The organism is Streptomyces sp. NPDC007875 (genome assembly GCF_042868035.1).
Lineage (GTDB): Bacteria > Actinomycetota > Actinomycetes > Streptomycetales > Streptomycetaceae > Streptomyces > Streptomyces antimycoticus.
On record NZ_JBIADZ010000031.1, the window covers coordinates 1 to 23,017 of the forward strand.

General features: G+C 71.8%; 17 protein-coding genes and 3 pseudogenes. 6 read left to right on the plus strand and 14 right to left on the minus strand.

Annotated elements, in window-relative coordinates; genetic code table 11:
• Window positions 1-376: 376 nt before the first annotated feature.
• From ACFYOY_RS40330 to fahA, 5 genes and pseudogenes are all read right to left on the minus strand, one after another.
• Window positions 377-1,378 (minus strand): HEAT repeat domain-containing protein, encoded by a 1,002-nt coding sequence (locus ACFYOY_RS40330; protein WP_388592681.1) that lies wholly within the window; start codon window positions 1,376-1,378, stop codon window positions 377-379.
• Between the two features lie 136 nt (window positions 1,379-1,514).
• Window positions 1,515-1,763, minus strand: a pseudogene (locus ACFYOY_RS40335) (hypothetical protein); the annotation flags it as partial.
• 10 nt (window positions 1,764-1,773) lie between these two features.
• Window positions 1,774-2,082: pseudogene (locus tag ACFYOY_RS40340) on the minus strand (GntR family transcriptional regulator); the annotation flags it as partial.
• A gap of 224 nt (window positions 2,083-2,306) precedes the next feature.
• Window positions 2,307-2,816 (minus strand): PT domain-containing protein, encoded by a 510-nt coding sequence (locus ACFYOY_RS40345; RefSeq protein ID WP_351900849.1) that lies wholly within the window; start codon window positions 2,814-2,816, stop codon window positions 2,307-2,309.
• A 50-nt stretch (window positions 2,817-2,866) separates the two neighbouring features.
• Complete coding sequence (gene fahA, locus ACFYOY_RS40350; protein WP_388592684.1) at window positions 2,867-4,117, minus strand: fumarylacetoacetase; 1,251 nt, start codon at window positions 4,115-4,117, stop codon at window positions 2,867-2,869.
• A gap of 222 nt (window positions 4,118-4,339) precedes the next feature.
• Between fahA and ACFYOY_RS40355 the strand changes: the two genes are divergently transcribed.
• Window positions 4,340-5,578, plus strand: a complete 1,239-nt coding sequence (locus ACFYOY_RS40355) for an ATP-grasp domain-containing protein (protein WP_388592687.1) — start codon at window positions 4,340-4,342, stop codon at window positions 5,576-5,578.
• A gap of 24 nt (window positions 5,579-5,602) precedes the next feature.
• Entirely contained in the window at window positions 5,603-6,805 is a 1,203-nt protein-coding gene (locus tag ACFYOY_RS40360) for an FAD-dependent oxidoreductase (protein WP_351900843.1), read from the plus strand.
• A 17-nt stretch (window positions 6,806-6,822) separates the two neighbouring features.
• Here ACFYOY_RS40360 and ACFYOY_RS40365 read toward each other — a convergent pair.
• Window positions 6,823-7,074 (minus strand): annotated as a pseudogene (locus ACFYOY_RS40365) (hypothetical protein); the annotation flags it as partial.
• A 240-nt stretch (window positions 7,075-7,314) separates the two neighbouring features.
• On the opposite strand from ACFYOY_RS40365, the gene ACFYOY_RS40370 reads away from it, so the two are divergent.
• The 4 genes from ACFYOY_RS40370 to ACFYOY_RS40385 all read left to right on the plus strand — a co-directional run bounded on the left by ACFYOY_RS40370 (window position 7,315) and on the right by ACFYOY_RS40385 (window position 11,930).
• A complete protein-coding gene (locus ACFYOY_RS40370) occupies window positions 7,315-8,325 on the plus strand; it encodes a polyprenyl synthetase family protein (protein ID WP_351900841.1) in 1,011 nt (336 codons plus the stop codon).
• A gap of 359 nt (window positions 8,326-8,684) precedes the next feature.
• Window positions 8,685-9,923: an outer membrane lipoprotein carrier protein LolA gene (locus tag ACFYOY_RS40375; RefSeq protein WP_388592691.1), complete on the plus strand. Its 1,239-nt coding sequence runs from the start codon at window positions 8,685-8,687 to the stop codon at window positions 9,921-9,923.
• Window positions 9,924-9,973: 50 nt separating this feature from the next.
• Entirely contained in the window at window positions 9,974-10,957 is a 984-nt protein-coding gene (locus ACFYOY_RS40380; protein ID WP_351900837.1) for an ABC transporter ATP-binding protein, read from the plus strand.
• Complete coding sequence (locus ACFYOY_RS40385) at window positions 10,944-11,930, plus strand: ABC transporter permease (protein ID WP_388592694.1); 987 nt, start codon at window positions 10,944-10,946, stop codon at window positions 11,928-11,930. The genes ACFYOY_RS40380 and ACFYOY_RS40385 overlap by 14 nt, the downstream gene beginning before the upstream one ends.
• A 47-nt stretch (window positions 11,931-11,977) precedes the next feature.
• Here the strand turns inward: ACFYOY_RS40385 and ACFYOY_RS40390 are convergent, their stop codons facing one another.
• The 8 genes from ACFYOY_RS40390 to ACFYOY_RS40425 form a co-directional block, all read right to left on the minus strand.
• Window positions 11,978-12,919, minus strand: coding sequence for a M28 family metallopeptidase (locus ACFYOY_RS40390; protein WP_351900833.1), 942 nt, complete (start codon window positions 12,917-12,919; stop codon window positions 11,978-11,980).
• 225 nt (window positions 12,920-13,144) lie between these two features.
• The gene (rarD, locus tag ACFYOY_RS40395; protein WP_351900831.1) at window positions 13,145-14,242 is read right to left on the minus strand and encodes an EamA family transporter RarD; all 1,098 of its coding nucleotides are present in this window, start codon (window positions 14,240-14,242) and stop codon (window positions 13,145-13,147) included.
• Window positions 14,243-14,379: 137 nt separating this feature from the next.
• Complete coding sequence (locus ACFYOY_RS40400; RefSeq protein ID WP_388592698.1) at window positions 14,380-15,237, minus strand: SDR family oxidoreductase; 858 nt, start codon at window positions 15,235-15,237, stop codon at window positions 14,380-14,382.
• Between the two features lie 134 nt (window positions 15,238-15,371).
• The gene (locus ACFYOY_RS40405; protein WP_351900827.1) at window positions 15,372-17,336 is read right to left on the minus strand and encodes an APC family permease; all 1,965 of its coding nucleotides are present in this window, start codon (window positions 17,334-17,336) and stop codon (window positions 15,372-15,374) included.
• A gap of 132 nt (window positions 17,337-17,468) precedes the next feature.
• Window positions 17,469-18,551, minus strand: a complete 1,083-nt coding sequence (locus ACFYOY_RS40410; RefSeq protein WP_351900825.1) for a 2-oxoacid:ferredoxin oxidoreductase subunit beta — start codon at window positions 18,549-18,551, stop codon at window positions 17,469-17,471.
• Entirely contained in the window at window positions 18,544-20,496 is a 1,953-nt protein-coding gene (locus ACFYOY_RS40415; RefSeq protein ID WP_351900823.1) for a 2-oxoacid:acceptor oxidoreductase subunit alpha, read from the minus strand. The genes ACFYOY_RS40410 and ACFYOY_RS40415 overlap by 8 nt, the downstream gene beginning before the upstream one ends.
• 236 nt (window positions 20,497-20,732) lie before the next feature.
• Window positions 20,733-21,404 carry a response regulator transcription factor gene (locus tag ACFYOY_RS40420; RefSeq protein ID WP_137966904.1) on the minus strand — a complete coding sequence of 224 codons (672 nt, stop codon included), beginning with the start codon at window positions 21,402-21,404 and terminating at the stop codon, window positions 20,733-20,735.
• Between the two features lie 161 nt (window positions 21,405-21,565).
• A complete protein-coding gene (locus tag ACFYOY_RS40425) occupies window positions 21,566-22,909 on the minus strand; it encodes a sensor histidine kinase (protein ID WP_388592703.1) in 1,344 nt (447 codons plus the stop codon).
• Between the last annotated feature and the right edge of the window lie 108 nt (window positions 22,910-23,017).

The following is a 23,017-nucleotide window of genomic DNA, read 5'->3' on the forward strand; positions in this document are numbered from 1 at the left end:
CGGCTTTGGCCGCCTTGCCCCCGAACAGGCCAACGCCCGCGTCAATGACGGCGATGCCGTGCTGCTGGACGTGCGCGAAGCTGCCGAGTGGCGGGGGGGGGGCGCCCCCCCCCCCCCCCCCCCCCCCCCCCCCCCCCCCCCCCCCCGGGGGGGCCCCCCCCCCCCCCCGGGGCCCCCCCCCCCGGCCGAAGCATGTCCAGCCCCTCCTGCAAGAGCAACTCAGCTCCTCCGGCGGTTGAGGCCGACTCCCGGCCTCTCCGGCGATTGAGGAGCGGGGTCCGGGGCGGAGCCCCGGCGGGGGGCTGGGGGCGCAGTCCCCCTGCGGCGGAGCCGCATCTCGGATGCTGCGGGAAGGGGCGGGATGGGGAAGGAGACGCTAGGCCGTCGCGCTCGCCCTCGCCGCATAGGCCCGCACCTCCGCGTCCGGGTCGGACCGAACCGAGGAGAACGCCTCCCGCGCCCCCACCTCCCGCTCCGCCAACGGCAGCAACGCCAGCACCGCCGCCTTCCGCACATCGGCATGCGGGTCGGCCAGGGCCCGGCCCAGTGCGGGCACGCCCAGTTCCGGCGCCGCGGCGGACAGCGCCGTCGCCGCCCCCTTGCGCACCTGCCAGGCGGAGTCGCCCAACGCCGCCACTACCTCCGCGTCCAGCGGCGCGGGACACCCCGCCGGGGCCAGGGCCTCCAGGGCGGCGGCCCGCACGAGGACGTCCGGGTCCCGCAGCAGCGGCGTGAGCAGCCGCCGGGCGTCCGCCGCCGGGCGCCAGAGTGCCCAGCGCCCCCGCCGTCGCCACCCGCACCTCTCGCGACGCGTCCGCGGCTCACGGCTCCAGCGCGGTGAGTGCGCCACCGACACCAGCCCCCGTACGGCCTGGATACGGACCCCGATCGCCGCGTCCGTCAGCGCCCGGGCGAACAGTTCCGCGTCGCCGAGGCCCAGCGCGCGCAGGACGTCCAGCGCCGCCGCCCGTACCACCGGCTCGGCCACGTCCAGCCCGTGGACCAGGGGTTCACGCAAAGCGGCGTCCGGCGGCAGCACCTCGTCCAGCTCCCGAAGCGAGGCCGCGGCATCGGCACGTACGCCGCTGTCCGCGTCGGCCAGGGCCGCCGCGAGGGCCGGGCCGGTGCCCGGTGGTGCGGTCTCGGTCAGGGTGGCGACGACGGCCCGGCGCACCGCGGGGTCGGGGTCGGCGGGATAGGGCTGGAGAGCGGGGAGTTCCGGCTGCTCCTCGGCGAGGGCGAGGAGTTCGAGGATGCGCGGCGAGGCGGCGGAGCCGGCCGAGCGGGCGGCCGAGGCGCCCGGCCCTCGGCCACCCGTCCCGTCCCCGGCCGCGGAGCACTCTCGCGCGGCCCCGCCGTGGCCACCTGCTCCGGCCACACCTCGCCCAGCGGGCGGGACGGCCCGCCCGTGGGCGCGTACTCCGCCACCGGGACGAGATACGGCGGGCGGGACGCGCCGTGAACTCCATGGCCCCCGGCGCCGACTTGCGCAGATCCAGATGGTGCAGCCAGCCCTCGTCGTCGCGCAGCGGATGGTCCGTGCGCTCGTGATAGAGCCCCCACCGGCTCTCCGTCCTGGCCGGCGAGGAGCGCGCGGCCGTCTCCGCGCAGTCGCGGATGAAGGTCACCTCGGCGCAGCGCATCAGTTCATGGGGCGTACCGGCGCCCATCGTGGCGATGTCCCCGCGCATCCGCTCGAACGCCTCGATGGCGAGCGAGAGCCGGGCGCCGCTCTTGGGCGGGGCCGCGTAGTCGTTGACCAGGCGCCGGAGCGGCCAGGCCCATCAGCCGGTCGAGGCCGTGCGGGTACTTCCCCGCGACGACGACCGTGCCCACCCCGGGCTGCCGCTCCACCAGGCGCTCGGCGCGCAGCAGGTCGAGCGCCTGGCGCACGGTGTTGCGGGAGGCGCCGTAGTCCTGGCCGAGCGCGTCCTCCAGGGGGAGTACGCCTGCGGGGAAGCCGCCGGTGAGGACCTGGTGGCGGATCAGATCGGCGAGTTGCCGTGCCCGGTCGGCGCGCAGCCGGCGGCGGCGCGCGGCGGCGACCGGCGGGGCGTGCTCGCGGGGGCGTTCGGCTGGCATCGGCCGGCTCCGGGGTTTGCTGGTCGGCGGGTCGTACGGGGACCATACCGACGGGGCCGAGCCGATGGTGTTGCCGAAGTGTTGCGCCACCTGACGGCGGCTTTCGTACCGCTGCCGCCTGCGGTTTCGCCGCCGCGGCGGCAAGATCTGCCACTGCGCGCGGCGGCCCCCGGCGCGGTGGTGCGCCAGGGGCCCGGGGCGCCGGACGGGGCCGGCGCCGTCATTCAGCCGGTCGGGAGATCGGTCGGGATGCCGCTCGGGAGATCGGTCGGGATGCCGGAGGGGAGCGACGTCGGCAGGCCCGAGGGAAGGTCACTGGGCGAGGTCGCCTTGACGAAGGTGTCGTTCTTGGCGAGCGCGTCCCAGTCGACCGTGAGGGTCTTACCGTCCGCGCCCAGGGTGACCTTGCCCGCGCTGCGCTCGGTGTTGCCGTCGGCGCACTTGAGCATGAGCATCTTTCCGCCCATGTCGGCGTATTCGCCGTTGCAGATGTGCTTGCCGGCCATCAGGACGGCCTGCTTGCCGCTGATGGACAGGATGACGGCCTCGTCACCGGACTTCGCCACATAGGTGCCGGAGACCTTCGCGTCCGCGCCCCCCTCCGCCGGGGCGCTCGACGCGGACGAAGGGGCGTTGGAGGTGTCCTTCTTGTCGTCGCCTCCGTCACTGCCACATGCGGTCAGTAGCAGGGCGGCCGCCGCCACCGTGCCGGCGATGCCCACTGCCTTGTTCACGTGTCTCTCCTCGATCGTCAGGGCGGGAGCACGACAAATTAGCAGCCGTGTCAGGGCGTGGCCGGGACGACCTGGCCGGTCACCTCGCCCAGGCCGATACGGACCCCCTGCGGGCCCGGCGCCCAGGCCGTGATGGTCACTTCGTCACCGTCCTCCAGGAACGTCCGGGTGCAGTCGGGGAGACGCAGGGGCCGGCGGCCTCCCCAGGTGAGTTCGAGGAGACAGCCGAGCTCGTCCGGGCGGGGGCCGCTGACCGTGCCGGAGGCGAAGACGTCGCCGGTGCGCAGCGAGGCGCCGTTGACCGTCAGATGCGCGAGCTGCTGGGCCGCGGTCCAGTACATGGCGGAGAACGGCGGGCGGGAGACCGTGTGGCCGTTGAGGGCGACCTCGAGGCGCAGATCGAGCCCGCCGGGCTCGGCGGCGCTGTCGTCCAGGTAGGGGAGGAGCGGGACGTCGCGGGCGGGCGGGCCGGTACGGGCCGCGGTGAGGGCCTCCAGCGGCGTGACCCACGCGGCGAGGGAGGTGGCGAAGGACTTGCCGAGGAACGGGCCGAGCGGGCGGTACTCCCATGCCTGGATGTCGCGTGCGGACCAGTCGTTGAGCAGACAGACACCGAAGACGTGGTCGTGGAACCCGGAGAGCGTCACCGGTGTATTCACAGTGGAAGGGGCGCCGACGACGAAGGCCACCTCCGCCTCGAAGTCGAGGCGCAGGGAGGGGCCGAAGACCGGAGTGGGGGAGGAAGCGTGTGGTGCGGAGGTATCGGCCGGGGGCAGATGCTGGCCCTGTGGGCGGACGATGGGCGTGCCCGAGACGAGAAGGGTGCCGGCCCGGCCGTGGTAGCCGATCGGCATGTGCTTCCAGTTGGGGCTGAGCGCGTCGCCGTCGGGGCGGAAGATCCTGCCCGTGTTGGTGGCGTGGTGCTCGCTCGCATAGAAGTCGGCGTAGTCGGCCACCTCGAAGGGGAGATGGAGCGCGACCGTGGGGAGGGGGTGCATCAGGGGCTCGATGGTCGACCGGTGCGCCGGGTCGGTGAGCCAGTCGAGCACCTCGGCGCGGACGGCCTGCCAGACCGGGCGGCCCGCGGCCATCAGCGGGTTGAGGGTGTCGGCGCCCAGTTGCTCGGCGTGCGGAGAGGCGGCGGCGGCCGCGGCGGCGCCGGCGTCCAGCACATGGTTTCCGTAGCGCACCCCGATTTTCCGCAGATGAGGAGCGTGCGGCGTGGTGAAGACGCCATAGGGGAGGTTGTGCGGGCCGAAGGGGTCGCCTTCGGGCAGGTCCAGCGGGGATCGCTGCGGCATCGGGGCTGCCTCGCCTTCTCCTGGTCACTGCTGGGGGTGCAGCACACCCTAAGGCGAGGGGAGTGCGGGGAAGAAAGGAAGGTGGCACCGTGTCGGCTACCCCCTAAAGAGATGGCAATGTCCGGAAAATCCTTGCTGGAGGCGGCGATTCCGAAGTAGCGTCCTTCCTCGGGGTCACGCACAGTGGGGGGGCCACTGCGCTGCGGTGACCGAGGGGGGCTCGTGGCGAGCAGTGCCGTGCCATTCGCGGTGGACCGTTCCGTACCCGCTCTGGTCGTGAAGATCGGCCACTATCCGCTGCATCACGGTGGCGTCGGGGCCATCCGGTCCCTGGGGCGTCTCGGCGTCCCCATGTACGCGGTCACCGAGGACCGTTGGACCCCGGCCGCGCTCTCGCGCTATCTGGAGAGGGCCTTCGTCTGGCCGACCACCGGCAGCGAGCGGCCGGAGCGGCTGGTGGAGGGGCTGCTGCGGATAGGGCGGGCGATCGGCCGGCCGACGGTTCTGCTGCCGACGGACGAGGAAGCGGCGGTGCTGATCGCCGAGCACGCGGATCGGCTCGCCGGGGAGGGCGATTTCCTCTTCCCGCGCGCCGAGACCGAGTTGCCCAGGCGGCTGGCGAGCAAGCAGGGGCTGCACGAGCTGTGCGTCAAGCACGGGGTGCCCACGCCCGAGGGCGCCTTCCCGGACACCTATGCCGACGTCAAGGCGTTCGCGGCGAGCGCGCGGTTTCCGGTGGTCGCCAAGAACCGGGAGGCGTTCGAGCGGCGGAAGAAGCCCGCGGTGGGCGGCACCACCCGGATCGAGGGCCCACGGGAGCTGATGGAGCTGGCGCGGCGGTGGGGGCCGCGGCCCGGGGTGGTCCTGCAGGAGTATCTGCCGCGCGAGGACGCCGAGGACTGGATCGTGCATGGGTACTTCGACACCGGGAGCACACCGCTGGCGATGTTCACCGGGGTCAAGGTGCGGTCCTGGCCGCCGCACGCGGGGATGACGGCATGCGCCTATGCGGTGGAGAACGAGGAGCTGGCGCGGATGGCGGCCCAGTTCGTCCAGCGGATCGGCTTCAGCGGCATCGTCGATCTGGACTGGCGCTTCGACCGGCGCGACGGACGGTACAAGCTGCTGGACTTCAATCCGCGGATGGGCGCCCAGTTCCGGCTCTTCGAGAGTGCGGTGGGGATCGATGTCGTCCGGGCCCAGCATCTCGATCTGACGGGGCGCGCGGTCCCCGGGGCCGGACAGCGGCCGGACCGCCGGTTCACGGTCGAGAACATCGACCTGCCCGCGCTGCTCGCCTATCGCCGCAGTGGATACACCACCCCGCACGCCCCGGCGAGGGCGAGCGGGACCGAGCTCGCCTGGGCCGCGCGGGACGACATGAAGCCGTTCTTCACCATGCTGGCCCGCTCGCTGCGGCCCGGCGCCGCCCAGCTCTACCGGCTGTGGCGCGCCAAGTGAACACTGAACACCTTGGGGGGATTCATGAACGATCCGGTAGTGGTCATCGGGGCCGGTCCGTACGGTCTGTCGACCGCCGCTCATCTGCGCGCCCGCGGGCTGCCGGTCCGTGTCTTCGGGGATCCGATGGTGAGCTGGCGCGAGCGGATGCCCGCGGGCATGCTGCTCAAGTCCACACCGGTCGCCTCGAACATCGACGCACCGCAGCCGGGGCACACCCTGCTGGACTTCTGCCATGCGATGGGCGGCCCGCGCTATGAGTCGGACTGGGACCTCATCCCCGTCGAGACCTTCTCGGCCTATGGACTGTGGTTCCAGGAGCGGCTGGTGCCGGAGCTGGAGCGGGTGCGGGTGGTCTCGGTCGACCGGCGGGGCGGCCGGTTCGAGCTGAAGCTGGACTCGGGGGAGCAGTTCACGGCCCGCGCCGTCGTCGTCGCCAGCGGCCTCAGCGGGCTCGCCCACCTCCCCCGTGAGCTGGCCGCCGCCGTACCGGACGGGCCCGCTCCCGGCGGCCCCGTCTCGCACAGTTCGCAACACCGTGACCTCGGGGGCTTCCGGGGGCGTGAGGTGGTGGTCGTCGGAGCCGGGCAGTCGGCGCTGGAGAGCGCGGTGCTGCTGGCCGAGGCAGGCGCTGCCGCGGTGCGGGTGGTGGCCCGCGGACCGCGCGCGGTCGCCTTCGGCGCCCCGCCGGACCACCAGCCCAGGCTGCGGCCCGAGTCGCCGTTCGGCCGCGCCTGGTCGCTGTACGCGCTGTCGTACCACGCCGTGGGCTTCCGGCGGCTGCCCGCACCGACCCGGGAGTATCTGGTCCGCAGGGTGCTGGGGCCCAAGGGCGCCTGGTGGCTGAGGGATCGGTTCGCCGGACGGGTGCGGGTCACCCAGGGGCGGCAGATCAGCCGGGTCACGGTGCGGGCCGACGGCCGGCCGGTGGTCAGCCTGCGCGGGGGCGGCCGGGTCGGTGAGCTGGCCGCCGACCATGTGATGGCCGCGACGGGCTACCGGATGAGCGTCGCCGCGCTGGACTTCCTCGGGCCCGGGCTCCGCTCCGAGTTGGTCACCGGCGCCGGGGGACCCTGGCTCGACGCCGGGTACGGCTCCTCGGTCCCCGGGCTGTACTTCACTGGGCTGCCCGCGGCGGCGAGTTTCGGTCCGGTGATGCGGTTCGTCTGCGGCACGGAGTACGCGTCGCCACGGCTGGCGAAGGCGGTGGCCGCCGCGCACGGATGACCGGCCGCCGAGCCCGCGGCCATCGGCCCGCCCTGGCCGATGGCTTGCCTGGCTGAGTGCTTGCCCTGGTGCCTGGCCCGACCCGGTCCCTGGCCCGACCCGGTCCCTGGCCCGACCCGGTCCCTGGTCTTACCTGGCCGATGGCCGTCCCCGTCCCCGTCCCCGTCCCCGTCCCCGTCCCCGTCCCCGTCCCCGTCCCCGTCCCCGTCCCCGTCCCCGTCCCCGGCCCCGGCCCCGGCCCGGGCCCGGGCCCGTTGACCGGTCAGCAGGCCGGGTCGGTCGACCCGTCAGCGGGCCGGGTGGGCTGACTTGTCGGGGGCCGGGGGATGAATGATCTGCTGCGATCGCGGTACTGCGATGTGAAGTAGCCGGTTCGGGAGAGAACGGTGAGAGGCGTACAAGGCGGGAAGGCGCCCACAGTGATCGATACCCGACCGGATACGCTGCCTGTTGGTGGAGGCAGCGACACGTCGACATTCGCGTCATTCGTAGGCAGACAGGAGTACCCCGTGAGCTTCGTCGGGCCCTTGGGGCTGAGCGTGCGGGACCGGACTCTGGAAGCCGACACCCAGGCCGGGCTGACGGCGGTCGAAGAGGGCCTGCTGGAGGCCACCAAGAGCGATGTGCCCTTCATCACCGAGGCCGCCCAGCACCTGGTGCGGGCCGGTGGGAAGCGGTTCCGGCCGCTGCTGGTGCTGCTGGCCGCGCAGTTCGGCGATCCCCACGCACCCGGAGTGGTGCCCTCGGCCGTGGTCGTCGAGCTCACCCATCTGGCGACGCTGTACCACGACGATGTGATGGACGAGGCGGAGGTGCGGCGCGGCGTGTCCAGCGCCAACGTCCGCTGGGGCAACTCGGTGGCGGTCCTCACCGGTGACTTCCTCTTCGCCCGGGCCTCGCACATCCTGGCCGATCTCGGCCCCGAGGCGGTGCGGATCCAGGCCGAGGCGTTCGAGCGGCTGGTCACCGGCCAGATCCTGGAGACGGCGGGCCCCCGCGACGGCCGTGACCCGGTCGAACACTATCTGGATGTGCTGGCCGGCAAGACGGGCTCGCTGATCGCCGTCTCCGGCCGGTTCGGCGCGATGATGTCGGGTGCCGACGAGTCCGTCGTCAGCATCCTCACCCAGTACGGCGAGCGGCTCGGCATGGCCTTCCAGCTCGCCGACGATGTGCTGGACATCGCCAGTGACAGCCATGAGTCCGGTAAGACCCCCGGCACCGATCTGCGCGAGGGCGTGGCCACCCTGCCCGTGCTCTATGTGCGGGAGCGGGCCGAGGCGACCGGTTCGGCCGAGGACCGCGAGCTGTGCGAGCTGCTCGCGGGCGATCTGACCGATGACGCGCGCCTCGCCGAGGTGCTGCGGCGGCTGCGCGCCCATCCGGCGCTGGAGCAGGCCCGCCGGGTCACGGTCCGCTACGCGGCGGAGGCCCGTTCGATGCTGGCACCGCTGCCCGAGGGCCCGGCGAAGGCGGCCCTCGAGGGGCTGTGCGACGCGGTGGTCCACCGAGCCGGCTGACGGCTCACCCACCGGTTGGCTGACGCCTCACCCGCCGGTCGGCTTATGCCCTCACCCGCCGGTCGGCATACGCCTCACCCGCCGGTCGGCATACGCCCCGCCCATCGGGTCGGCTGACGCCCGCCCGGCGCCCGCTCCGCCCCGATCGGCCCCCGGCTCCGGGGAGCCGACCCTGACTCCCGGGGGAGCGGTGTCATCCCCGAGCAGTACACCCAGGTGATCCTGCGGGCTGACGCGTCACGTCACACGATTTGGTGGGATGAAAAGACCACCACATGGCGGGATCGGGTGACAATGGCCCGAGAGGGTGGACGAGTGCAAGCTGACGAACCGCCGCCGACGACGGAGGTAGAGCACACATGGCACGGATCCGACCGACACAGGTCGCCGACGACGGCTTCTGGGATGACGAGCGGCCATCCCGAGGGAAGAAGGCCGCCCGGTACGCCGTCCCGGTCGCGGTCGCGGGCATCGCGGCGGCGACCATAGGACTGGTCCCGGCGCTGGCCAGCACCGGTGACCCTGACCTGCCGAAGATCTCGGCACAAGAGCTGATCAGCAAGATGGCGGCATCGGACGCCCAGCAGCTGTCCGGTTCGGTGAAGATCACCACCGATCTGGGCATCCCCTCGCTCCCCGGCGGCGGCTCCCTCGCCGACCTCGGCGGGGCGCAGGGCGGCGAGGCGTCCGCCTCGCCCGACTCCCGGCTGATGGAGCTGGTCTCCGGCTCCCACACCCTGCGGGTGGCCACCGACGGCCCCGGCAAGCAGCGGGTGTCGATCGTCGAGAACGCCGCCGAGTACAGCATGATCCACAACGGCGACGAGATCTGGGCGTACGACAGCGGGAGCAACTCCGCCTACCACGCCACCGCCCCCAAGGAGGCGAAGGCCAAGGGCGACCACCGGCAGGAGCTGCCGAAGGACCTGCGCGGCGCCACGCCCCAGGAGATCGCCAAGACCGTGCTCGCCTCCGTGGACGACACCACGGATGTGACCGTCGACGGCACCTCCCGGGTCGCCGGACGGGACGCGTACGACCTGCTGATCAAGCCCAAGGCGAACAGCGACTCCACGATCGGATCCGTCCGTATCGCGGTGGACGCGGACAACGGTGTCCCGCTGAAGTTCACGCTCTCCCCGAAGAGCGGCGGCAAGGCGGCCATCGACGTCGGCTACACCAAGGTCGACTTCGGCAAGCCCAAGGCCGGCACCTTCGACTTCACCCCGCCCAAGGGCGCCAAGGTCACCGAGGAGCCCAAGGCCGACCGGCCCGAGGCCAAGGACTTCGGCGCCAAGGACTTCAAGGACGCCCAGGGCGCCCTGTCCAGGCTGAAGGTCGTCGGTGACGGCTGGGACTCGGTCGCCCGGCTCGACACCCCCGGCGGCGCGGCGTCCACGACCCCCGGCGGCGACAGCGGCCCGGGTGCGGCGTCCGGACTCCTCGGCGGCTTCGGCAAGGAGGTCAAGGGGGACTTCGGCTCCGGCACGGTGGTCAGCACCCGTCTGGTCAACGCGCTGCTCACCGACGACGGCAAGGTGTTCGTCGGCGCGGTCGACAAGGACGCCCTGGTCAAGGCCGCCAACGCGGCCAAGTGAGGCGCTGGGCGCGCACGGCGTAGAACACGACGCATGACGAAGGGGAGCCCGTGGAGCAGCGGTCCACCGAGGGGAACGACACCGCGGTGGAGACCCGCGGGCTCACCAAGCGCTACCGGGGCGGACAGCTCGCGGTCGACGCACTCGACCTGTCCGTGCCGCGTGGCAGCGTCTTCGGCTTCCTCGGGCCCAACGGCTCGGGGAAGACGACGACGATCCGCATGCTCATGGGCCTGATCGAGCCCACCTCGGGCAGAGCCAGGCTGCTCGGCGAGCCGATGCCGCGCGCTGCCCGGAGTGTGCTGCCCAGGGTGGGCGCCCTCATCGAGGGCCCCGCCCTCTACCCCTTTCTGACCGGCCGCGACAATCTGCTGCGCTACGACGCCGCCGACCCCACGGCCGACCCCCGCACCCGCGTCCCCCGCGTCGAGGCCGCCCTGGACCGGGTCGGGCTGGCCGCCGCGGCCGGGAAGAAGGCCCGCGCCTACTCGCTCGGCATGAAGCAGCGCCTGGGCCTGGCCGCCGCGCTGCTCCAGCCGCGTGAGCTGCTCGTCCTGGACGAGCCGACCAACGGCCTGGATCCGCAGGGGATGCGCGAGATCCGTTCCCTGGTGCGCGAGCTGGCCGAGGAGGGCACCACCGTCTTCCTCTCCTCGCACCTCCTCGACGAGATCGAACAGGTGTGCACGCACGCCGCCGTGATGGCCCAGGGCCGTCTGATCGCCCAGGGCACGGTGGCCGAGCTGGCGGCGGGCAGCCGCGGCAGGCTGGTCGTCACCACCCCGGACCCGGCGGACGCGGTCCGGATCCTGAAGGAGCACGGTGTGACGGATCTGGTGATCCTGGACGAGCGCGTCTCCGGCGAGCTGCCGGTGCCCGGCCCCGGCGCGGACGACGCACCGCTGGAGCTGGCCGATCTCAACGCCGACCTCGTCCGCGCCGGGGTGCGGGTCCGGGCCTTCGGGGCCGAACGCGCCTCGCTCGAGGACGCCTTTGTGGCGCTGACCGGGGAGGGTTTCGATGTCGCGGGCTGAGGAACTGGGGCCGCGGGCGCGGGCCGAGAGATCAGGAACGGTTGACCTCGACGCACCGGACCCGGTCGGCACCGGCGCACCGGCCACCCGGACGGGCGAGAGAGCCCCGAACGCGCCCCGCCCGAACCCCCTGTGGGCCCTGGCGCTCTTCCGCTCCGAGCTGACCACCACCCTCCGCCGCTGGCGGACCCTGGCCCTGCTCGGGGTGCTCGCGCTGATCCCGATCCTCATCGGCGTCGCCGTGAAGATCGAGACGAGCGACGGCGACGGCCTCGGCGGCGGCCGTGGCGGAGACGGGCAGGGCCCGGCCTTCTTCTCCCAGATCACTAACAACGGGATCTTCCTGGTCTTCGCGTCGCTGGCGGCGACGCTGCCCGTCTTCCTGCCGATGGTGATCGGCGTGATCACCGGTGACGCCATCGCCGGTGAGGCGGGCGCCGGAACGCTGCGCTATCTGCTGGTGGCCCCCGCCGGGCGGACCCGTCTCCTGCTGGCCAAATTCACCACGTCCATGGCGTTCTGCCTGATCGCGACCCTGATCGTGGTGCTCTCGGGCCTGGTGACGGGGGCGCTGCTCTTCCCGCTCGGCGATGTCACGCTGATCTCGGGCATCACCGTCTCGTTCGAGGAAGCGCTGCTCCGGGCGCTCGGCGTGGCGGCCCTGGTGGCCCTGTCGCTGGTGGGGATCGCGACGGTGGGGCTGTTCATCTCCACCCTGACCAACAGCGGTATCGCGGCCATGGCCACGACCGTGGGGCTGGTGGTCACCGCGCAGATCCTCGACAGCATCCCGCAGCTGCACGCGATCCACCCGTATCTCTTCCCGCACTACTGGCTCAGCTTCGCCGATCTCCTGCGCGAGCCGGTCTACTGGGACGAGCTGGTCAAGAATCTGGGGCTGCAGGGGCTGTACGTCGCCGTGTTCGGCTCGGCGGCCTGGGCCCGGTTCACCGCGAAGGACATCACGGCCTGAGCCGGTCGGAGCCGAGGACGGAGCCGAACACGGCACGTCAACCGGGATCAGGCGCCGCCGAGCGTCCAGACCGCGTAGGCGATGGCGTCGCTGTTGCGGTCCAGGGCGGTGTCGTTGATGTTGCTGGTGGTGTCGCAGGAGCGGTGGTAGCAGCTGTCGAACGCCCGACCGGAGGTGCCGCCCCACTTCTGGGCCTGGGCGGAGGTCTTGATGTAGTCGGCGCCGCTGAAGAGACCGCCCACCGGGACGCCCACGTTCTTGAACGGCGCGTGGTCGGAGCGGCCGTCGCCCTCGGTCTCGATCTCGGTGGGAACGCCCTTGGCGGAGAAGAACGCCTTGAACACCGACTCGATCCCGGGGTCGTCGTCATAGACGAAGTAGCCGGGGTTGGGCGAGCCGATCATGTCGAAGTTGAGATAGCCGTCGATCTTCGCCCGCTCGGCTGACGGCAGGTTGTTGACGTAGTAGCGGGAGCCGACCATCCCCAGCTCCTCGGCGCCCCACCAGGCGAACCGCAGATGCTTGGTGGGCTTCGCCCCCTGGCGGGCGACGGTGAGCGCGGTCTCCAGGATTCCGGCGGAGCCCGAGCCGTTGTCGTTGATCCCGGGGCCGGCGGTGACCGAGTCGAGATGGGCGCCGGAGAACACCACGTTGTTGGTGTCGCCGCCGGGCCAGTCGGCGATGAGGTTGTAGCCGGTGGAACCGCTGGAGGTGAACTGCTGCACGGTGGTGGTGTAACCGGCGGCGTCGAGCTTGCCCTTGATGTAGTCGAGCGACGCCTTGTAGCCGGGGCGGCCATGGGCGCGGTTGCCGCCGTTGGCGGTGGCGATCGACTGCAGCTGGGTCAGATGGGCCTTCACATTGGCCACGGAGATGTCCGGCGCCGCGAGGGCGGTACGGGCGTCCGCCGAGGGCCGGGCCGATGCGGCCGCGGAGGTGGCGGGGGCGGCCGACACGAGGGCGGCGACGGCCGTACCGGCGGCGGCCATGGCGGCCGTCCGGCGTATCAGGGATCTTCGGGGGCGACGCTCAGCGCATGACGACATGGGGGGCTCCGGTTCCGAACGGGGACAGGACGGAATGACGTGACGCTGTGTGGTGCACGTGCCCGTGGGGGCGATGGAGCGGCGAACCTGCGGTTCGCTGAAGCGGTGATGACGCGAGGCTGATGCTCCGGGTGTGGCTGACTCCGCGTCAAGGGCGGGAACCGGACATCACCCGCCGGATATCGATCCCGGCCGGGCTTCGGGCGCGGCGGCATCCGCTACGGCGACATCCGATACAGCCACGTCCGATATGACAGTCTCCGGAACGAGACCGGCTTCGGGAACGAGACCGGCCTCCGGAACGACACCGGCCTCCACTGTCGCCGACAGCGCGGCCGCCCGCGCGGCGGCGTCGGCCAGCTCCCGCCGCGCCCGCCGGGCGGTACGCAGCGCGTCCCAGGTGAGCAGCGCGAGGGCGAGCCAGACGAGGGCGAAGCCTGCCCACCGTTCGGGTGGCATCGTCTCGTGGAAGACGGTGATGCCGAGGGCGAACTGGAAGGTCGGCGCCACGTACTGCAGCATCCCGATCGTCGACAGCGGCAGCCGCACGGCCGAGGCCCCGAAGCAGATGAGCGGCAGCGCCGTGACGAAGCCACAGCTCGCCAGCAGCGCCGCGTGTCCGGCGCCCTCGCTCGCGAACGTGCTGTCGCCGCGCGCCCCGAGCCAGATCAGGAAGCCCAGCGCGGGCAGGAACTGTACGGCGGTCTCGGCGGCCAGCGATTCCAGCCCGTCCAGCCCTACCCGCTTCTTGGCCAGGCTGTATGTCGCGAAGCTGAAGGCGAGCGTGAGCGCGATCCACGGCAGCTTGCCGTAGCCCACCGCCAGTACGGCCACGGCCACCGCCCCGACGCCGACCGCCGCCCACTGCGCGGGCCGCAGCCGCTCACGCAGCAGCAGCACCCCGAAGGCGATGCTGACCAGCGGGTTGATGAAGTATCCGAGCGCGGCCTCCACCACGTGGCCGCTGTTGACGCCCCAGATGTACAGGCCCCAGTTGATCGAGATCACGGTCGCGGCGAGCGCGATCATGCCCAGCCGTCGGGGCTCCCGCAGCAGCGGCCGTATCCAGCTCCAGCGGCGCAGCGCCAGCAGCAGCAGACCGACGGCCGCCAGCGACCACACCATCCGGTGGGCGAGGATCTCCACCGCGCCGGCGGGCTCCAGCAGCGGCCAGAAGAGCGGCACCAGCCCCCAGAAGCCGTATGCCGCGAAGCCGTAGAGGAGACCGGAGCGATCGGCGCGGTCCTGCTGGTCCTGCGGCGTCACGGCACCCTCCCCGATGGCATGGCGAGCCCAGGGCGGGCCCGTTCCGAGGGTCCGAAGGTAGCGCCGGTGGGGCCCGCCTGTCATTTCCGTATCGGGATACGGTCATGACAGGCGGGCCGTGGTGCGCACGGGGCCGGTCAGCCCTTCAGGGCGGCCGCGACCGAGTCCGCGATGGGCGTGGTCGGGCGGCCGATGAGCCGGGACAGATCGCCCGGGGTGGCGGCCAGCCGGCCGCGCTCGATGGCCGCCTCGACATCGGAGAGGATCACGGCGAGCGGCTCGGGGACGCCCGCGCTGGTGAGGATGGTCTGGTACTCCGCCGGGGAGACGGCGCCGTAGACGATCTCCTTGCCGGTCTGCCCCGCGATCACGTCGGCGTACTCGGCGAAGCTCCAGGCGGTGTCGCCGGACAGCTCGTACGCCTTGCCCTCGTGGCCCTCGCCGGTCAGGACGGCGACGGCGGCCGCGGCGTAGTCGGCGCGCGAGGCGGAGGCGACCCGGCCCTCGCCCGCGGCGCCCACGACGGCGCCGTGCTCCAGGACCGGGGCGAGGTTCTCGGTGTAGTTCTCGTTGTACCAGCCGTTGCGCAGCAGGGCGTACGGCAGACCGGAGTCGGTGATCGCCTTCTCGGTGACTTGGTGCTCGTCGGCCAGGGTGAAGTCGGCGGCCGGGCCGCCCAGAACGCTGGTGTAGGCGAGCAGCGCGACACCGGCCTCCTTGGCGGCGTCTACGACCGCCTGGTGCTGCGGACCGCGCTGCCCGACCTCGCTGCCGGAGATCAGCAGCACCTTGTCGCCCGCGGCGAAGGCACCGGCGAGGGTCTCGGGCCGGTTGTAGTCGGCCTCATGCAGCCGTACACCCCGGTCGGCGAGGCCGGCGGCCTTCGCGGTGTCGCGCACGACCGCGGTGATCTGGTCGGCGGGAACCTTCTCCAGCAGCCCCTCGACGACGAGTCGGCCGAGGTGGCCGGTGGCTCCGGTGACGACAATGCTCATAGGTGTGACTCTCCTGTTCGGTATCGGCACACCCACCTTAAGGGAAGCGCTAACCAGTAGAAAGGTACTTCCCGGTTAAGTACGTGTGTTCATCCGGGTCCGGGGCCAAGTCGGGGTCCGGGGCCGGATCCGGGTCACTCCGGGGCCTCGCTCTCCCGTGCCGCGAGGCTGACCGCGAACGGCAGGATCGTCACCGCGACTCCCGGCAGGTGCTCCAGCGCCTTCGCCAGCGACTCCGCCGTGCCCCGGTGCAGCAGCTTGCCCAGCGGGGAGGCATAGGTGCGGCGCGGCACCAGCAGGGTCAGCGCGGTCTGCCCGTCCTCGGTGGTACGGGCCGCCAGCTCCATCACCGCATGGCGCAGCCGCCGGTCCGGGCATGCCACGACCTCCAGCGCCACCGTCACCCCCGCCGTGGCCTCCCACCGCGCCATCAGCCGGCGGGCATGGCTCTCGTCCACCATGAAGTGCACCGCGCGGACCTCGTCGGGCCGCAGCTCATGGGCGTAGCGCAGCGCCTTGACCGTCGCGAGGTCGATGCTGTCCGCCAGGACGAAGACGACATGGCGCCGCCAGCGCGGGACATCGTCCCCCGGACGCGGCACCGCCTCCAGGGCGGCCGCCTCCGCGCGGTACTCGCGGTTGATCCGGATCAGCGCCCAGACCCCCAGCGGGAAGACCACCACGACCAGCCAGGCGCCCTCGGTGAATTTGGTGATCCCGAAGATCAGCACCACGGCGGCGGAGACGGCCGCGGTGGTGAGGTTGACCGCGATCTTCCAGCCGCGGCCCGGCTCCCGCCGCCGCAGGTGATAGGCGGTCAGCCCGGCCCCGGCCATGGTGAAGGCGGTGAACACCCCGATCGCGTACAGCGCCACCAGTCGGTCCACATTGGCCTCGGTGACCACCAGCAGCGCCAGCGCCACCACGGCCAGTGCGACGATCCCGTTGGAGAAGGCCAGCCGGTGGCCGCGCCGGGTCAGCTGCCGGGGCAGAAAGCGGTCCTCGGCCACGAAGCTGGCCAGGAAGGGGAAGCCGGTGAACGGTGTGTTGGCGCCCGTGTAGAGGATGAGCGCGGTCGCCAGTTGGACGAACGCCAGCCCCAGGGCGCCCACCACCCCGCCGCCGAAGACCAGATGGGCCTCCTGCGCGAGGACGGTCGGGGTGCCGTCCCGGTACGGGATGGCGTGGGTGAAGTGGGCGAGGGCGGAGACCCCGAGGACCAGTGTGCCCAGGATGCAGCTCATGGTGATCAGCGTGCGGCGGGCGTTGCGGCCCTTGGGATCGCGGAAGACCGAGACGCTGTTGGAGATCGCCTCCAGCCCGGTCAGCGAGGAACCGCCGTTGGCGAACGAGCGCAGCACGATGAAGAGCGAGGCGCCGTAGAGCCAGCCGCTGCCCGAGGTGCCGAGGGGCACGGCGCCCGCGGCGTGCACATCGGCGTGCGGAAGCCGCCCGGTGAGCCCGCGGACCACGCCGACGACCAGCATCAGGCCGACGGCGACGATGAACAGATAGGCGGGCACCATGAACACCCGTCCGGCCTCGCGCAGTCCCCGCAGATTGCCGTAGGCGAGGATCAGGATCACCAGGGCGCTGAGGGGCAGTTGGAGATGGTCGATGCCGGTCCAGGTGCCGCCGACGAGATGGGCGAACGAGATGATGGCGTTGGTGCCCGCCGAGACCTGGACCGCGACGGTGACGATGTAGTCCACCAGCAGCGCCACGGAGGCGATCTGGGCGATGTCCGGGCCGAAGTTCTCCCGTGCCACCACATACGAGCCGCCCGCCCGGGTGTAGATCATCACCACATCGCTGTAGCAGAGCGTGACCAGCAGCAGCACCAGCAGAATCGCCCCGGTCACCGGGAGGATCAGGGAGAACGCCGCGACCCCGATGACCGGCACCAGCACCCGCAGCATCTCCTCGCTGCCGTACGCCGTCGACGAGATGCAGTCGGAGGCCAGCACGCCCAGCGCGGCCGGGTTGCCCAGCTTCTCGCGCCGGATCCGCTCGGTGACCAGGGGCGGGCCGAGCAGCAGCCGCTTGAGTCGGTAGGCGGGGCGGTCGGGCGGCTGGATCGGGGCGGCGGGGTCGGCCATGCGGATAGCAGAGCGGGTGCCCGGCCGGGGCGTGGTCAGACGCTCCGGCCGGGCACCCGCCTGTGCCCGTATGTACGAATGTGCCCGCCGGCTGTACGAAGGTGCCCGTCGGCGGGGCGGGACCCGTGGGGGTCAGCCCACGACGGTCCAGGTGTCGCCGCCCGCGAGCAGCGCGCCGAGGTCGCCCTTGCCCTTCAGCTCCACGGCGTTGTCGAGCTGGTGGGACATCTGGGTGTCGTAGACCGGGCGGTCCACATCGCGCAGCACCCCGATGGGGGTGTGGTGGAGCGTGTCGGCGTCGGCGAGCCGGGTCAGTGCGAACGCCGTGGTGGGCGAGGCGGCGTGGGCGTCGTGCACCAGCACCTGGTGCTCGTTCCCGGCGGTGACGGTGACCACTTCGAGGTCGCCGGTGCTCTGGTTGCGGATGACGCCCTTGGCCTGGTCGGCGCCGAAGCGGATCGGCTGCCCGTGCTCCAGCCGGATCACGGCCTCCTGGGCCTGGTCCTTGTCCTTGAGGGCCTCGAAGGCGCCGTCGTTGAAGATGTTGCAGTTCTGGTAGATCTCCACCAGCGCGGTACCCGGATGGGCCGCCGCCTGCCGCAGCACCTCGGTCAGGTGCTTGCGGTCGGAGTCGACCGTGCGGGCCACGAAGCCCGCCTCGGCGCCGAGCGCGAGCGACAGCGGGTTGAACGGCGCGTCCAGGGAGCCCATCGGGGTCGACTTGGTGATCTTGCCGACCTCGGAGGTGGGGCTGTACTGACCCTTGGTCAGGCCGTAGATGCGGTTGTTGAAGAGCAGGATCTTCAGATTCACATTGCGGCGCAGCGCGTGGATCAGGTGGTTGCCGCCGATCGACAGCGCGTCGCCGTCACCGGTGACCACCCACACCGACAGATCCTGCCGCGAGGCGGCCAGACCGGTGGCGATGGCCGGGGCGCGGCCGTGGATGGAGTGCATCCCGTAGGTGTTCATGTAGTACGGGAAGCGGGAGGAGCAGCCGATGCCGGAGACGAAGACGATGTTCTCCTTCGCCAGGCCCAGTTCGGGCATGAAGCCCTGGACGGCGGCGAGGATCGCGTAGTCACCGCAGCCGGGGCACCAGCGGACCTCCTGGTCGGACTTGAAGTCCTTCATCGTCTGCTTGGTGTCGCTCTTGGGCACCAGGGAGAGCGCGCTTCGAGCCGATGCCGCGCCCTCGGCGAGGGTGTCAGTCATCGATGGCCTCCTTGAGGGCGGTGGCGAGCTGTTCGGCCTTGAAGGGCAGCCCGCGGACCTGGGTGAAGGAGCGGGTGTCGACCAGATAGCGGGCGCGCAGCAGCGTCGCCAGCTGACCCAGGTTCATCTCCGGCACCACGACCTTCTCGTAACCCGCCAGCACCTTGCCGAGGTTGGCGGGGAAGGGGTTGAGATGGCGCAGATGGGCCTGGGCGATGCGGTCGCCCGCGGTGCGGACGCGGCGCACCGCGGCGGTGATCGGGCCGTACGTCGACCCCCACCCCAGGACCAGGGTGCGGGCGTCGCCGGTCGGGTCGTCCACCTCGATGTCCGGCACGGTGATGCCGTCCACCTTGGCCTGGCGGATGCGGACCATGTGCTCATGGTTGGCCGGGTCGTAGGAGATGTTCCCCGAGCCGTCCTGCTTCTCGATGCCGCCGATCCGGTGCTCCAGACCGGGCGTTCCCGGCACGGCCCAGGGGCGGGCCAGGGTCTTGGGGTCGCGCTTGTACGGCCAGAAGACCTCGGTGCCGTCGGCCAGCACATGGTTGGTCCCGGTCGCGAACTGGACGCGGAGGTCGGGCAGCTCGTCGACGTCCGGCACCCGCCAGGGCTCCGAGCCGTTGGCCAGATAGCCGTCCGACAGCAGGAAGACCGGGGTGCGGTAGGTCAGGGCGATCCGGGCGGCGTCGAGCGCGGCGTCGAAGCAGTCGGCCGGGGTCTTCGGGGCCACGATCGGCACCGGGGCCTCGCCGTTGCGCCCGTACATGGCCTGCAGCAGATCGGCCTGCTCGGTCTTGGTGGGCAGCCCGGTGGAGGGGCCGCCGCGCTGGATGTCGATGACCAGCAGCGGCAGCTCCAGCGACACCGCGAGCCCGATGGTCTCCGACTTCAGCGCCACGCCCGGGCCGGAGGTGGTGGTCACGGCGAGGGAGCCGCCGAAGGCCGCGCCCAGCGCGGCGCCGATCCCGGCGATCTCGTCCTCGGCCTGGAAGCTGCGCACACCGAAGTTCTTGTGCTTGGACAGCTCATGCAGGATGTCCGAGGCCGGGGTGATCGGATACGACCCGAGGAACAGCGGCAGATCCGCCTGGCGGGAGGCCGCGATCAGCCCGTACGACAGGGCCAGGTTTCCGGAGATGTTCCGGTAGGTGCCGGTGGGGAAGGCCCTGGTGGCCGGGGCGACCTCGTAGGAGACGGCGAAGTCCTCGGTGGTCTCGCCGAAGTTCCAGCCCGCCCGGAAGGCCGCCACGTTCGCCTCGGCGATCTGCGGCTTCTTCGCGAACTTCTGCCGCAGGAACTTCTCGGTGCCCTCGGTCGGCCGGTGGTACATCCACGACAGCAGCCCGAGCGCGAACATGTTCTTGCTGCGCTCGGCCTCCTTGCGGGACAGGCCGAATTCCTTCAGCGCCTCGATGGTCAGCGTGGTGAGCGGCACCGGGTGGACGTGATAGCCGTCCAGCGAGCCGTCCTCGAGGGGGCTTTGGTCATAGCCGACCTTGGCCATGGGGCGCTTGGTGAACTCGTCGGTGTTGACGATGATTTCCGCCCCGCGCGGCACATCGGGGAGGTTGGCCTTCAGCGCGGCCGGGTTCATCGCCACCAGCACGTTCGGCGCGTCACCTGGTGTGAGGATGTCGTGATCGGCGAAGTGGAGCTGGAAGCTCGACACTCCGGGCAGGGTACCGGCGGGGGCGCGGATCTCCGCCGGGAAGTTCGGCAGGGTCGACAGGTCGTTTCCGAACGACGCCGTCTCCGAGGTGAACCGGTCACCCGTGAGCTGCATACCGTCACCCGAGTCGCCCGCGAACCGGATGATCACCCGGTCCAGGCGGCGGACCTCTTTGCCGCCCTCTGCTGTTGGCTGCCCCCCGGCGGGCGTCTGCCCGCCCTGCTGATCGGCTGGTTCGGCCTGCTCGGCCGGGCTGCTGACCTGGCTGGTCACTGCTTCGGACCTCCCTTGAGGCGGCGCTCCTGGACAGTCGGTGCCGACCGGTTGTTGTCCCATGACCATCGTACGTCGGTAAGGGTGGCCTTCCTTGGCCGGATCACATGCTGGACGCCCAAAGAAGAACCATATATGTCATGGTTTGGCATGCCGTGTCCCATCCCCCCGTGCTGTCATTTCCGCTGATCCCCCGTTCAGCCTTTGGCCCCGCTTTGGCCCGCGGAAGTCTGCTTTCAGGAATTGAGATACGTGAGGACGGCGAGCACCCGACGGTGATCCCCGTCACTCGGCGACAGGCCCAGCTTCAAGAAGATGTTGCTCACATGCTTCTCGACCGCGCCATCGCTCACCACGAGCTGCCGGGCGATGGCCGAATTGGTCCGCCCCTCGGCCATCAGCCCCAGGACCTCCCGCTCCCTCGGGGTGAGCCCGGCCAGCACATCCTGCTTGCGGCTGCGGCCCAGCAGCTGGGCGACCACCTCGGGGTCGAGCGCCGTACCGCCCTCGGCGACCCGCACCACCGCGTCCACGAACTCGCGCACCTCGGCCACCCGGTCCTTGAGCAGATAGCCGATGCCCCGGCTGTTCCCGGCCAGCAGCTCCGTGGCGTACTGCTCCTCCACGTACTGCGACAGGACCAGCACCCCCAGGCCCGGATGGTCACGGCGGAGCCGGATGGCCGCCCGCACCCCCTCGTCGGTGTGCGTGGGCGGCATCCGCACGTCGGCCACCACCACATCCGGCGGCACGCCCTCGTCGGCCAGCTCCCGCACCGACTTGATCAGCGCTTCCGCGTCCCCGACGCCCGCGACCACCTCATGGCCCCGGTCGGTCAGCAGCCGGGTCAGCCCCTCCCGGAGCAGCACCGAATCCTCGGCGATGACCACCCGTACTCTGTCCGGCACGATGCTCGGCCCCCGTTTCACTCGGCCCCCGTTTCGCTTGTTCCGTGGGGACCAGCATCCCAGGGTTGGGCCGCCCGCGTCGCGCAGAACCGGCCGACCCCGAGGGCGTACGGCCGGTGCGGTCGTGCGCCTTCAGCATCGGCCGTTCGGGCCGTGCGCCCTCAGCGCCAGGGGAGCTCGGCGGTCACGGTGGTCGGGCCGCCCGGCGGGGAGGCGACGACGAGGATCCCGTCCACCGCGTCGATCCGCTCGGCCAGCCCGGCCAGACCCGAACCGGCGGAGGTGCCGGCCCCGCCCCGCCCGTCATCCGTGATCTGCAGCATCACCCGGTCCTCGGTGCGCCAGACATCGACCTCGGCGGTGCGGGCGCCGCTGTGCTTGCTGATGTTCTGGAGCAGTTCGGAGACGGTGAAGTAGGCGATTCCCTCGATCGCGGGCGCCGGGCGTTCGGGCAGCTCGACGGTGACCGTGACGGGGACGGTGCAGCGGGCCGAGAGGGCGGAGAGGGCGGGGCCGAGGCCGCGGTCGGTGAGGATGGCGGGGTGGATGCCGCGGGCGAGGTCGCGCAGCTCCTGGAGGGCGAGCTTCACCTCGCCGTGGGCCTCGTCGACCATCTTGGCGGCGGCTTCCGGGTCCTCGTCCAGCTTCTCCTTCGCCAGGCCCAGATCCATGGCGAGGGCGACCAGGCGGGCCTGGGCGCCGTCGTGGAGGTCGCGCTCGATCCGGCGCAGATCCGCGGCGGCGGTGTCGACCACCGTGCCCCGGTCCGACTCCAGCTCCCAGACCCGGCTCGCCAGCCGGGACGGACCGAGCAGCCCGGCCACCATGATCCGGTCGACCGAGGTCAGCGCCCGCATCACCCACGGGGTCAGCAGCAGGACCAGCACACCCAGGACACAGGTCGCGGCGATCTCGAACGGGGTGTCCAGATAGAACGCGCGCCCGTGGTCGTCCCCGAAGATCTGCAGGCCCGGCTCGTCCATGTACCGGGGGAAGACCCAGCGCCACAGCGGATAGGTCGCGAAGCCCCAGCCGTAGCTGGTGAAGGCGATGGCGAACGTGAAGGAGAAGACCGCCCACGGCAGATGGATCAGCGCGTAGATCACATGACGCCAGGAGGTGCCGCTCCTGAGCAGCGCGCCCACCCAGGCGACCGGCCCGCGCTTGCCCCCGCGGCCGCCCCTGCGGCCGAGGACGGGCTCGGGCTCGGCCACCTCCAGCCGCAGCAGCGCACGGGCGCGGGCCCGCTCGACGACGCCGAGCGCCCGGCAGCCCGCGAGGGCGGCGCCGAGCACCGGGACACCGAGGAAGGTGATCAGCAGCCCGGCGCCGAGCGCGATCATCGTGATCGTGTAGACGAAGGTGAGGATGGCCATAGGCAGGCTGATCACGAGATAGAGGAACTCACGCCAGACCCGGGCCTGGAACGGCGCCTTCAGCGCCGCGGGCACCAGATGGCCACGGGGCTCAGTCCCCGGCTCGTAGGGTCGATATGCGGTGGCCATCGTCTCGTCCGTCCTCCGGGAGCCTGGTGGGTCACGCGATCCGGGTCAGCGGGGTGGGCCGCGTGCTCTGCGTACACCCAGAGTCCCGGAGCGCGGCCGGCCCGACCA

Bases quoted from the DNA above. Each gene is read 5' to 3' on its own strand.
- fahA (WP_388592684.1), bottom strand. From the start codon at position 4,117: ATGCCGCAGCGATCCCCGCTGGACCTGCCCGAAGGCGACCCCTTCGGC.
- ACFYOY_RS40360 (WP_351900843.1), top strand. From the start codon at position 5,603: ATGAACGATCCGGTAGTGGTCATCGGGGCCGGTCCGTACGGTCTGTCG.
- ACFYOY_RS40375 (WP_388592691.1), top strand. From the start codon at position 8,685: ATGGCACGGATCCGACCGACACAGGTCGCCGACGACGGCTTCTGGGAT.
- ACFYOY_RS40385 (WP_388592694.1), top strand. From the start codon at position 10,944: ATGTCGCGGGCTGAGGAACTGGGGCCGCGGGCGCGGGCCGAGAGATCA.
- ACFYOY_RS40390 (WP_351900833.1), bottom strand. From the start codon at position 12,919: ATGGCCGCCGCCGGTACGGCCGTCGCCGCCCTCGTGTCGGCCGCCCCC.
- ACFYOY_RS40400 (WP_388592698.1), bottom strand. From the start codon at position 15,237: ATGAGCATTGTCGTCACCGGAGCCACCGGCCACCTCGGCCGACTCGTC.
- ACFYOY_RS40405 (WP_351900827.1), bottom strand. From the start codon at position 17,336: ATGGCCGACCCCGCCGCCCCGATCCAGCCGCCCGACCGCCCCGCCTAC.
- ACFYOY_RS40410 (WP_351900825.1), bottom strand. From the start codon at position 18,551: ATGACTGACACCCTCGCCGAGGGCGCGGCATCGGCTCGAAGCGCGCTC.
- ACFYOY_RS40425 (WP_388592703.1), bottom strand. From the start codon at position 22,909: ATGGCCACCGCATATCGACCCTACGAGCCGGGGACTGAGCCCCGTGGC.